10 protein-coding genes are annotated in these 12,686 nt (G+C 44.0%); 1 reads left to right on the top strand and 9 read right to left on the bottom strand.

Translation table 11 applies throughout. From position 1 onward, the window contains the following. The 9 genes from ACTNES_RS15595 to ACTNES_RS15635 all read right to left on the bottom strand — a co-directional run. On the bottom strand, positions 1-959 hold a 959-nt coding region (locus ACTNES_RS15595), incomplete at its 3' end, for a pyridoxal phosphate-dependent aminotransferase (RefSeq protein ID WP_441040046.1). Positions 960-973: 14 nt separating this feature from the next. Continuing rightward, positions 974-1,948, bottom strand: a complete 975-nt coding sequence (gene cbiB, locus ACTNES_RS15600; RefSeq protein WP_291808102.1) for an adenosylcobinamide-phosphate synthase CbiB — start codon at positions 1,946-1,948, stop codon at positions 974-976. 107 nt (positions 1,949-2,055) lie between these two features. Continuing rightward, positions 2,056-3,453, bottom strand: coding sequence for a cobyrinate a,c-diamide synthase (locus ACTNES_RS15605; RefSeq protein ID WP_441040048.1), 1,398 nt, complete (start codon positions 3,451-3,453; stop codon positions 2,056-2,058). A gap of 153 nt (positions 3,454-3,606) precedes the next feature. Continuing rightward, complete coding sequence (gene cobK / locus ACTNES_RS15610) at positions 3,607-5,709, bottom strand: precorrin-6A reductase (RefSeq protein ID WP_441040050.1); 2,103 nt, start codon at positions 5,707-5,709, stop codon at positions 3,607-3,609. Beyond that, positions 5,702-6,433 (bottom strand): precorrin-3B C(17)-methyltransferase, encoded by a 732-nt coding sequence (gene cobJ, locus ACTNES_RS15615; RefSeq protein ID WP_216460040.1) that lies wholly within the window; start codon positions 6,431-6,433, stop codon positions 5,702-5,704. The genes cobK and cobJ overlap by 8 nt, the downstream gene beginning before the upstream one ends. Then, positions 6,426-7,568 carry a cobalt-precorrin 5A hydrolase gene (locus ACTNES_RS15620; protein ID WP_291818550.1) on the bottom strand — a complete coding sequence of 381 codons (1,143 nt, stop codon included), beginning with the start codon at positions 7,566-7,568 and terminating at the stop codon, positions 6,426-6,428. The genes cobJ and ACTNES_RS15620 overlap by 8 nt, the downstream gene beginning before the upstream one ends. Before the next feature lie 78 nt (positions 7,569-7,646). Further along, entirely contained in the window at positions 7,647-8,423 is a 777-nt protein-coding gene (gene cobM / locus ACTNES_RS15625) for a precorrin-4 C(11)-methyltransferase (protein WP_291808115.1), read from the bottom strand. Between the two features lie 157 nt (positions 8,424-8,580). Continuing rightward, positions 8,581-9,747, bottom strand: coding sequence for a cobalt-precorrin-5B (C(1))-methyltransferase CbiD (gene cbiD, locus ACTNES_RS15630; protein WP_216460037.1), 1,167 nt, complete (start codon positions 9,745-9,747; stop codon positions 8,581-8,583). Positions 9,748-10,044: 297 nt separating this feature from the next. Beyond that, the gene (locus tag ACTNES_RS15635; protein WP_291808122.1) at positions 10,045-11,388 is read right to left on the bottom strand and encodes an MATE family efflux transporter; all 1,344 of its coding nucleotides are present in this window, start codon (positions 11,386-11,388) and stop codon (positions 10,045-10,047) included. Positions 11,389-11,606: 218 nt separating this feature from the next. On the opposite strand from ACTNES_RS15635, the gene ACTNES_RS15640 reads away from it, so the two are divergent. Continuing rightward, positions 11,607-12,488 (top strand): RluA family pseudouridine synthase, encoded by an 882-nt coding sequence (locus ACTNES_RS15640; RefSeq protein WP_441040054.1) that lies wholly within the window; start codon positions 11,607-11,609, stop codon positions 12,486-12,488. Positions 12,489-12,686: the final 198 nt, after the last annotated feature.

The following is a 12,686-nucleotide window of genomic DNA, read 5'->3' on the forward strand; positions in this document are numbered from 1 at the left end:
CACAGACTGTCTCGTGGGCTCGGAGATGTGTATAAGAGACAGGGTACACAGCGTTCAAACAGATCCGCCGGACCATGGAAAAAAATATAATTCGCTTCTGACGGATATACCTTCAGACCAAGCTGTGTCATCTTCTCTTTCATCCATGCAGATTCCCGGAAAATAAGCTGTCTGCCTTCTTCTACATATTCCGTTTCCTCAAGCGCTGCCAGTCCTGCCTGCTGTGCCATTGTAGATACATTCCATGGCTGTGTCACAGCTTCCATCCGCTCCAGCACACTGCTGTCCGAACAAAAGCCGTATCCCAGACGCACTCCCGGAATCGCATAACGTTTGGTAAACGCTTTCAGCAAAAAGAGATTCGGATACTCTTCCAGCTTTTTTTTAAGAGAATGTTTCTCCGGTTCTCTCACGAAATCCAAGAAACATTCATCTACCACCATAAAGATTCCAAGTTTCGCACAGCTTCTGAGAATTCTTTCCAGAAGTCCCTGCGGCATGGTGATCCCTGTTGGATTATTCGGGTTACACAGAAAAATAATATCCGGTTTTTCCTTTTGCAGAATCTGCAGATAATCTTCTCTCACGCAGAAGTCCGCTGTTTCTTCCAGATAATATCTGGCAATCTCACATCCCACACTGACCAGTGCCTGTTCATACTCTGCAAAGGTCGGCGCCAGTAAGAGTGCTTTCTTCGGGTTCTGCGCTCTGCAAAGGGAAAAAATAAGGTCTGCGACTCCGTTGCCGCAGATCAGATATTCTTTTTGTGTATGTTCATAGGCTGCGATTGCTTCTTTCAGCGGACCGCACCCTATGCGTGGATAATCGCTGAGCTCATCCACACTGTCCATAATTGCCTGTTTCACACTCTGCGGCGTTCCCAGCGGATTGCAGTTCGCTGAGAAATCCAGACAATGGTTATATTTGTAAACATCGCCGCCATGTATATGTTTCGTCATTGTTGTCTCCTGTCTCAAAATATAAGAAAACGCGCACCTGTGCCGATCAGCAGGAACACTGCCGCTCCCAGAATCGCAGTTGCATAAAGCAAGCGGTTGGATCGTCTGATATCTTCCACCTCTACCGGACGAATCGCATCTCCGATCGTTGGCTTCTCATAGAGTTTTCCAAAATAATATGCATTTCCGGCAAGCTGTACGTCTAGCGCACCTGCCATTGCAGCCTCTGTCTGTGCAGAGTTCGGGCTTGCATGGTTTCTTCTGTCCCTGCGGTAGATCTTAGCAGCATTCTTTGTATCCATTTTTACAAATACAGTTGCCACAACCATAAGCCATCCGGAAATTCTGGCAGGAATAAAGTTCGCCATATCATCCAGTTTGGCAGCACAACGGCCAAAATAGAGATATTTGTCATTCTTATAGCCCAGCATGGAATCCATCGTGTTGATTCCCTTATAAAGGAACATTAACCATACACCGCCGATCGCCATATAGAACATTGGCGCTATGATCCCATCAGAAGAATTCTCCGCTACTGTCTCTACTGCTGCTTTTGTCACACCCTCTTCTGTAAGTGACTGTGTGTCACGGCCTACGATCATGGATACTGCATAACGCGCTTCATCTAAAGTACCGTTCTTCAGTCTGTCATAAACTTTCATACTCTCTGTTTTCAGAGATTTGGTTGCCAGAAGCTGATAACACCAGAATGTTTCCAGTGCAAATCCCGCCCATGCAGAAACTCCATACAGGAAATGCAGGATCAGATATGGGATGCCTCCGCTTAGGAGACAAACCAGAATTACCTCTGCAACACCTGCCACAAGTTCTCCTTTGTTGGTTTTCGGAAAAATCTTCCGAAGTATTTTCTCCAGAAATGCGATCAGATTTCCGATCAGACAGACCGGATGATAGAGCCATCTGGGGTCTCCTATGATGAGATCAAGGATAAAGCCTGCCGCAAGAGCAGTCATACTGTAATAAATCATACTTAATAAAACTCCCTCTTCTCACGTATTTTTCATACGCTCTGTTATAAAATCTTTGTCACTGTCCACTCTCTGCTGATTGCATAGAATGAACAATAACAAATTTTTTATATTCTCCCAGTTTTATGATATTCCATACATTTAAGCAGAAATGCTCTCGGAATCTCAGGATTTCCATAATAATATAAATGCGGATATCCTGCCAGCAAATTACCTGTACTGTGGATGCAGTCCCATCCCCGTTTGCTAAGTGGTTTCACTGCATGAAAATCATTGCCGCAGTTCTCTGAATCAAAATAGTGGAATTCATGAGCAGGAATCTCACCCACTTCTTCTGCGGCTATACCAAATATCGGCTTTGTGGCTGTCAAAGTAACATATCCGAATCTTGTCAGCTTCGGTGTCCGGAAGCATTTTCCGGTAATTACTCCACAGGTCTTACGGCTGATTCCGTCCATGTCTTCCATCTGTTCATGAAGATACATAAAACCGCCGCACTCTGCTATACATGGCATACCTCCATTAACTGCCCGCGCAATCTCCGTTTTCATAGATTCATTGCGTTCCAGTGCTTCTCCGTTTAATTCCGGATATCCTCCGTAGAGCAATATTCCGTCCAGATTTTCTGGAGGATGTGCATCATGAACAGGTGAAAATTCCGCCAGTTCTGCCCCCATTTCCTGAAGCATCCGGAAATTATCCGCATAGAAGAAACAGAATGCTTCATCCTTTGCCACTCCGATCCGTAGTTTCTCAGGCAGGTGGAAATCAAATGCAGGATTTTTCTGTGACAGAGATTCCGGTGCATTCAGATCCGGCGCGTTTTCAGCAAGTGCAAGAATCCTGTCGATCTCCAATGTATCTTCCAGCACTCCCGCCAATTTCTGTAGCCGTTCTTTCAGATCAACAATCTCCTCTGGAAGTACCAGTCCCAGATGACGGCTCTCGATCACACAGTCCTCTACTTTCGGGACATATCCAAAAACTTCGATGCCAAGCTCTTCTTCCACCAGTTTCTTCATTCGTGGATAGAGCATGGGCGACATCTGATTAAAAACCACGCCTTTGATATGGCTGTTCTCTTTGTACTCCATAAATCCCTTGATATAGGCTGCCAGGGAAATGCTCATGCCTCTGCTGTTTACGATCAGGATTACAGGAGTGTCTGTCGTATCTGCCAGATCATAGGCACTTGCTCTGGTAGAGATTCCACCTACGCCATCATAGAAGCCCATAACACCTTCCATCACCGCGATATCGCAGTCTGCTGCGTTTCGTCTCAGAAGATATCTGGTTGTATCCGCATCTGTAAAAAAGGTGTCCAGATTCCGTGATTTTGTCCCGATGACTCTGGAATGAAACATCGGATCTATGTAATCCGGACCGCATTTAAAAGAAGCCACTTTCTTTTTTCTGTTGACAAGCGCCTGCAGAAGGCCGCAGGTGATCAGTGTCTTACCGCTGCCGCTGGCTCCTGCTGCAAGCAATATTCTTGGAATCTTCATTCTGATTCTCCTCTTGTTTTTTCATAAACTATACGAGTAAACTGCTCATAATCAGATAACTGCTTTGCAGTTTATTTGAGTCAGATAAATAAGATCTTTCGCCTCATTCCTTGCTCATAACCAAACAACTGCTATACAGTTTATTCAGTTGAATTATTTCTGAGGATTCTGCAATGTAATAATATAGATTGGATTCTCGCCCATCATCATATGATAACGCCCAATCGCCTTTGAACGCGCTGCACTAAGCTGAACAATCTCATTCTCCTCAAATCCGAATTCTTTCGCTGTTTCCAATGCTTCGGAGACAGTTTCCAGCGTGATGCAATTAATCACAATACGGACCTGCGGGTTCTTTTCGATCAGAAGCTTTACAATTTCTTTCAGATTTCCGGAAGAACCACCGATAAATGCATGGGTTGGGGCCGGAAGGTCTACGAGTGCTTCCGGTGCAAGTCCCTCGATAATTTCCAGATTGTCGGCTGCGAATTTCACCTTGTTCTGGCGGATCAGTTCTACTGCATCCTCTTTCTTCTCAATCGCCCAGACTTTACCCTGATGTGCGCGAAGTGCCATTTCTATAGAAAGAGAACCAGTTCCTGCTCCTACATCATAGCAGATGGAATCTTCTGTCAGACGAAGTTTGGAAAGAGAGACTGTACGCACTTCTTCCTTTGTCATCGGTGCTTTGCCTCTGATAAATTCTTCATCTTTAATTCCGTGGGTTTCCAGACGCTCTCCGGCAGACTCGTTTATTGCACAGATGACAGATAACGGATCACCTGTGTATTCTGTCATCTCATCTGCTGTTTTTACAAAAATCTTCTCATTATCGTAAGATAAGTTCTCTCCTACATAGAGAAGCACATTACCCATTCCATATTCTACCAGTTTCTTTGCCAGAACAGCTACGCCGTCTGAAGTCCCGAGAATGGCAAATACTTTCTTCTCATTGCAAATATAAGAAATAAGATTACATCCCCTGCCATGGGCGCTGACGATCTTTGCATCATCCCAGGATAGTCCGATCTTTGACATAAAGTAGACTACAGAAGAAATCCCACACTGAACCTGAATCTCTGGTTGTGTCGTATCCTGTATCAATCTGCCCTGTCCCATTTCATTCTGTTCAGGGATTTCTGAATTCAAATCATCCTGACTTAATTTGTTTCGTTCCGGCATCTTTTCATTCATAATACCCTGACACTGTCGGTTCTGCTGTAACACATCCAGAAGTTTCTTGGCCCCGCTATAGAACCCCACATCTCCAGATAATACGATCACGATATTGTTATATTCCGGATGTGAATCAATATAATCTTTGATCTCCTGACTTCTGTATTCTATAAATACATCCTGCCCCGGGCGTTTCACAGAATCGACCATTCTTCTGGCACCGATCAGGAGATCTGCCTGATCCAGACTGTTCTTTCCCTGTACGGTCAGCATTTCAGGACTTCCCATTCCGATTCCCAGAAGTGTGACATGTGATTGATGAGTCAGCGAAAAATGTTCTGTCAGAAATCTCTTACATTCTTTTACAGACATTCCCTCTTCTTTCAGAGGGCGTCCAATGATCACAGGAACTGCGTCACATTCTAAAGCAGCATCTATCTTGTCCTGAAATCCACCGGCTTTTCCGGTATCCTTTGTCACAAGATATTTACAGTGATACTGTCTGAGCATTGCTGCATTTAATTCTCTGGAAAAAGGTCCCTGCATCCCGATCAGGTGCTTGCCCTCGAAGCCCAGCTCTGCACATGCCTGCATCACATTCGGCAGGGAAAGGACTCTGGCATAGAGACGTTCCTGGTAATCTTTCATCCCTGTAAAGCCTGCCAGTTCCTTACTTCCTGTTGTGAGCAGGACATTTCCCTGTGTCTGATCCAGATATTGGGCTGCAGCCTGAACGCTCTCTACATAGACTGCTTTGTCTTCATGTACGCCGGACTCCCGCAAAACTCTTCGATAAGGAATCTGTATTTTTTCACAGGCAGTCCGGATATTTACCGTAACTTCCTCTGCATAAGGATGAGTCGCATCCAGTACCATCTCCGGCTTCTCCTGAGCGAAAATCTGCTCCATGGCTGCTTCGTCCAGTCTTCCGGTCTGTACAGTGAGATATTCATTTTCTGTCAGGGATTTGCTGCCATATTCTGTAGCCACAAATCCCTTCGTCTGTACCTGATGATCTGCCAGGAACCGGCAGATTTCATACCCCTCTGTGGTTCCTGCAAAAACAAGAACTTTATACATTCTTATATCCTCTCGGTGTTACCATCTTGTGGTTCAGTTCCTTTGTCTGAGAATTTCCGATAAATACAGTGGTAAACATATCTACCTGTGTATCTCTCAGTTCTTTCAGAGTCATTACATTCGCAGTTTCGCCCTCTCTTGCGATATTGGAAACCGTACCGCATATGGTATCCGGTGATTTATATTTCATCATCAGATCACATGCTTTCTGCAGATAGTCATGACGTTTCTTGCTTGACGGATTATAGAGACATACTACGAAATCTGCCTGTGCTGCTGCCAGAAGTCTTGCCTCGATCTTTTCCCACGGGGTAAGAAGATCACTTAAACTGATCAGACAGAAGTCATGGATCAGCGGTGCACCGAGAACTGCTGCTCCGCCTGTTGCTGCTGTTACGCCCGGGATGATCTCAAGTTCTGTTTCCGGATAATTGACACCAACCTCATACATCAGGCCTGCCATACCGTAAACTCCTGCATCACCACTACAGATCATGGAAACGGTCTTGCCTTTCTTTGCTTCCTCAAAAGCAAGGACGCAGCGGTCTACTTCTTTCTTCATCGGTGTGGTCATAAATTCTTTTCCCGGGAAATATTCTTTTACCAGGTCAACGTATACAGTATATCCGATGATCGCATCACTTTCATTCATGGCACGGATCGCTTTTCCTGTCATCTGGTCATAAGCTCCCGGCCCGATTCCGATTACATATATTTTACTCAAAATGTATCCTCCATTCTCTGGCTGCCACTGCTGTGGTCACACCGTTCTCTCCATTTTTTTTCTGAAGCAGAGTGCCATTGCCGCTGGCAAGGACTGCGCTTCTCTCACAGACATTGTCCACGCCTGTAATCTTCTTTACAAAAGGTGAGGGGGTAAATTCTCCCTGCACCTGTTTCAGTTCATTTTCTGTATATGTGACAAATGGGATCTGCCAGTCTTTTGATAATGACAGGATTCCCCGTTCGTCTTTCTTCAAATCGATGCTGGCGATCTGTTCGAATGCTTCTCTGTACAGTTCTGACGTGTCAAGCATTTTCTGTGCAGCTTCTGCAATTCCCTCTGCCTCTTTGCCTTTGCGGCATCCCATGCCCAACGTCAGACACTTTGGTACTACCTGAGTTGTAGATGCAAAAGGCTGGCAGAATGTGTGCGCGGTAACTGCCACTCCACACTCTGGTTTTGTATCATCTGCCATCATACTGCTTGTATTTTCGCATAAAGCATCACTGTCTGCGAAACTCTCTTTATCTTTCAGCAGACCGTCATCCGCAGATCTGACCGGCTTTCCACATTCATCACATAAAAGCAGACCGTCCGGCAACTCTCCCTCTACAGGAAATTCACTGTAAAATCCAACCGTCCTGCCTGCCAGAAGCGCTGCAGAAACCTCTTTTGCAGCTTTCATATTGAAAATACTGCAGTTGTTCTTTTTTGCAAAAACATCTACTGCAAAGCGATGATGCAGATCTGTAGCTGTTGTTACTACAGGAACTGCATGTAATAGTTCTGCTGCTTTTAATGCCAGTTCATTGGCGCCTCCCAGATGTCCGGATAAAAGGGAGATTACAAATTGCCCGCACTCATCTATTACCAATACTGCAGGATCTGATTTCTTTGAGGCCACATACGGTGCAATACTGCGGACTGCGATACCTGTGGCACCAATAAAGATCAGAGCATCTGAATCAGAGAACTTCTCCCCTGCCCAGACAGAAGTGCTGAACTTTATGGAATCCGGCAGATATTTGCTTTTCTTATCGAGCGCCGCTGTCATACCGGCTTCTTTCAGGCCAAGGCATAATTTCTCTCCGGTTTCCTGTCCGGTAAGGCTGAAGCATATGAGTGCAATTTTCATTTTCTCTCTCCACAATAAAATTCCGATCCGGCAGATAGATCATTTAGTTAAATGATCGTATATACCATCCAGGTTAATTTATGAATGATGTGTCTTAGACTTTGTTGCCTCACGGAATTCTGTTGTAAATTCCGGATCATACAATTTGGAGCGGTCGTAATGGCCGGCTGCCACAGTATCTCCAATGATCATCAATGCAGTCTTTGTAATATTGTTCTCTGCTGCTGTTTTTGCAAGGGTTCCAACTGTGCAGACAAATGTCTTCTGCTCCGGCCAGGTCGCCTTGTATACGATAGCTGCAGGAGTATTCTCTGTATAACCACCCTCAATAAGACGTCTGCTCAGTTCTTCCAACATTCCTGTACTTAAGAATACGACCATAGTTGCCTGATGTGCGGCAAAGGACTGGATGCTTTCTTTGGATGGAACCGGAGTTCTGCCTTCCATACGGGTGATGATCACGCTCTGTGAAATATCCGGCAGAGTGTATTCGAGGTTCAGGGCACTTGCAGCACCGCAGAATGCACTGACTCCCGGACAGTAATCATAAGCGATCTTCTTCTCATCCAGAATATCCATCTGCTCACGGATTGCTCCATAGATGCATGGGTCTCCTGTGTGAAGACGAACAGTGGTTTTTCCCTCAGCCTCTGCTTTCTCAACAACTTCGATCACTTCTTCCAGCGTCATCTTGGCACTGTTATAGATCTGACATCCCTCTTTTGTATAAGTGAGAAGTTCCGGATTTACCAGAGAGCCTGCGTAGATCACTATGTCTGCTTCCTCCAGATATTTCTTTCCTCTTACTGTGATAAGGTCCGGTGCTCCCGGGCCTGCTCCTACGAAATGTACCATGTTTCTCTTCCTCCTTATTTACTGTATAATCTGTGTTACTGTTCACACGCTACTATCCCGAGACATGCATCGCGAAGCGTGTTACTGAGAACGGAGTGAACAGTAACTAATCTAGTTTACAGGTCATAAATTTCTGTTAATTACTATTTTCATCTGACTATTCTTTTGATAATCTGTCATTCTGTGCGCTGATCTTCTCTATCAGTTCCGCTGTATCCGCAGTCTGTCCCAGGTATCCACATGTATTGTTAAAGATTACTGCACCCAAAAGAATCTGCTCATAAGACCTATGGTTTAAATAAAACTGAATCCGGTCAAGGATTTCTTTCATTGTCCCCTGCAGTATCTGGTATCTCTCCAGAATCTCCAGTGCTTCATCTGTGGTAGATGCATCCAGAATCTCCTTTGCACACTCCAGGGGAGCGCCTGCACGGATCGCATTAGATGCCAGAACTTCCATTCTACCATCAGCACTGTGTGAATGCGTATTCATAATCCCGGCAGCTACCTTTACAAATTTTCCAATATGGGCGATAAAAAGGATTCCCTTAACTCCCATATCAACTGCCATGTCTATGGTTTCTCCTACATAGTTGCTGCATTTAATGTTCTTCTCATAAGGAAGATCCATATGTTCTCTCAGATAATCCGCACCATAATTTCCAGGTGTGACCAGAATATATTCCTCTCCCTGTAAAAAATGCTGCTTCATTTCCACATGAATACTCTGCACAAGTGCCGCCTCGCTCATCGGTTCCACAATCCCTGAAGTTCCAAGAATAGAAATTCCACCTACAATGCCAAGCCTTGGATTAAATGTTTTCTTGCCGATTTCCACTCCTTCGGGAACCGAAATAACAATCTTGAGACCGCCTTCATAATCATACTTCTCGGCTGTCTCCGAAACTTCCCGCAAGATCATCGCTTTTGGCACTGGATTAATTGCAGCCTCTCCGATCTTCTGAGAAAGTCCGGCTTTTGTCACTCTTCCAACGCCAATGCCACCATCTACGATAATTCCAGGCTCATTTGTCTTTTGTATAGAAGCATAGACCAGAATTCCGTTTGTAGTATCCGGATCATCCCCTGCATCTTTCTGGATCGCACAAGTTACTTTATCAGATTCTATCTGAATGTCTTTCAGCTCCAGGGTAAGCAGAATTCCCTTCGGTGTCATCAAAGATACCGTTTCCAGTTTCTGACCACTCAGAAGCATCTCAGCAGCACCTTTACACGCTGCTGCTGCGCAGGAACCAGTCGTATATCCAAAACGCATCTTTTTATTTCCACGGATTACATAGTAATCTTCCAGTCCATTTTTCATATTTTCTCCTTTTTTGCATGATATCGCAGGATATATTTTATTATTTCCTGTATCACATAAAAAGAGAGATTCTGTATGCAACAAAATCTCTCCTGAAAATCTTTGTCTTGAAATAATCTCTGGTTGCCGCAGATTCTATTTCTCTGTGAAAAGCAGACAGTATCTGACTGTTACAGTAACGGACTTGTGCAGGACTTCCACCTGCTTCCTGTATATGCTTTTTCGAGTTTATTTTCCGACAATTATTATATAATTTTGAAATATAAAAGTCAACGTATTTTGCCCATTATGACAATCTTATACCACCTTATGGGTAAGCCATTTCCGGCTATGGAAGCGAATTCCGAAAATGATGCCTCTTATTGTCCAGTCAGTAAACATTCCAATCCAGACTGCCATTGGACCAAACCCCTGGAAACGGATAAGATATACACAAAGACAAAATCTGAACACCCACATAGTAGTACAGGATGTGATCATGGAAAATTTCACATCACCGGCGGCTCTCAAGCCGTATGCCGGTACAAATCCCATTACCCATACGATTGGTTTGACAATTGTGATCCAGGTCACCATATGGAAGCACATTTTTGCACTTTCCGGTTCCATTCCACCCAGTTTTGTTATCGGAATAGTTAAGGCAAATACCAGAAGACAGCTTACAATAATGACAATTTCAGCAAGAACACATAATTTCTTAATGTAATAAACCGCCTCATCTTTTCTGCCGGCTCCAAGACATTGGCCTACTACTGTCATAAGACCAATTCCTACACCAATAGCGGCAATACCATTGAGATTCTCAAGAATGTTTGTCATTGCCTGGGCAGCAATAGCTGTTGTTCCTAATGTAGATACTGAGGACTGAATAGACAATTTTCCCAGCTGAAACATACTGTTTTCTACTCCGGATGGGATTCCCAGAGAAAGAATCCTGCCGATCATTTTTCCATCTGGGCGAATCTGATAATAATCCTTTACTACGATCGGCTGTCTGTCCAGTCTCAACTGCCAGAGTACGACTACAGCGCAGAAAACTCTTGACGCCAGTGTTGCAATAGCGGCTCCTGCCACCCCCATATGGAATACCCATATCAGAATTGCATTTCCACCAATATTGATACCATTAGATATCACAGAAACTATCATTGGTCCTCTGGTGTTTCCCTGAGATCTAAAGATAGATGCACCCGCATCATAAAGCGCGATAAACGGGAACGATAATGCAGTATAGAAGAAATATACTCTGGAAGCAGTCATAACATCTGCTTCTACTTTTCCGAATATCAGCTGTAACAAAGGCATACGAAATATCAGACATAGCGCAGTTACTGCCACAGATATGGCTGTTATGATAAACAGTACCTGTCTGGCTGATTTGTTGGCCATTTCATGATTTTTCTGACCTATGTACTGTGAACAGATAATGGCGCCGCCGGCTGCCAGAGCCGAAAATGCCTGAATCACCAGAACATTAATGGAGTCCACCAAGGATACGGCTGATATTGCTGCAGAACCTACATTGCTGACCATCATGGTATCAACAGTTCCCATCAAAGAATTTAATACCTGTTCAAAAATAACCGGAACCAGCAGATTTCGGAGCATTTTATTTGTAAAAATATGTTGCTGTTCGTTCATCTTTCCCCCACCCATTTGTTTTTCTTTTTCTGATTATACGCCTAATTTCTTTGGATGCAAGGGAGTATTCTGTGTTTTTTATAAGATTTTTGGAGCTTATTGGAAAATATTTTCTTGTTATGTTCCACAAAATCTGATACATTAATCTGCAGAATCTCTGCTCAATCGGATATTCCCGATTGAACACTATAAAAAAACAGGAAAGCAGATACATTATTATGGAAAGAATTATTGAATACTCTATTTCCGAAAGTACAAATCCGGTTACCGTTCTGGATTTTCTGAAAAGGGAGGGTTTTTCCCGCCATATATTAAGTTCTATGAAAAATTCTCCAAATACGATCATACTCAATGGCGAACGCGGTTTCGGAAGATCTGTTCTCACTTCCGGGGATCATCTGGTGATCACAATTCCTGAAACAGAAACAGGGGAAAATATCATTCGCACAGAAATGGATCTGAAGATTCTTTATGAAGATGAAGATATCCTTGTGATCAATAAGCCTGCCGGAATGCCGGTGCATCCATCTATGGGTAATTATGAGAATACTCTTGCAAACGGAATTGCCTGGTATTTCGCAGAAAAAGGCGAAGACTTTGTTTACCGGTGCATCAACCGGCTGGACAGAGATACTACCGGTGCACTGATCCTTGCCAAAAATCCTCTAAGTGCCGCCATTCTGTCCGTGCAAATGAAGAACCGACAAATCCGCAGGACTTATCTGGCTCTTGTTGATGGACTCCTTCCTGAATCAGGTACAATTGATGCACCGATTGCACGAATGGAAGGCTCTGTGATCACCCGGGAGGTAAATTTTGAAACAGGGGAAACGGCAGTAACGCATTATGAACGTCTGGCAGTCGGCAGAGAATATTCCCTGGCTGAGCTTCATCTCGAAACAGGACGTACACATCAGATCCGGGTGCATATGAAATATATCGGGCATCCGCTTCCCGGCGACTATCTGTACAATCCGGACTACCGCAAAATCCAGAGACAGCCTCTTCATTCCTATCAGCTGGAATTTATCCATCCTGTTACAAAAAAAGCCATGCTCTTTACTGCACCGGTTCCTGAAGATTTTATCTCTGCTTTCTGAAATATCCGGCAGATAAAAAACAGTTCACCAGACAGAAAAAATCTGGTGAACTGTTTTTATTATTCATAATTAGTGTCTGCTGATTAAACCGTTTCTGGTTCAAAATCAGCAGATTGATGTGTTAATAGTTCCAGTAGCCATAAAAGTGTAAAAAGTATCTGTGACTGTATCTTGAACAGATTCGTCACAAATACGGAT

Source organism: Blautia sp. HCP3S3_D9 (assembly GCF_052063845.1).
GTDB lineage: Bacteria > Bacillota > Clostridia > Lachnospirales > Lachnospiraceae > Blautia_A.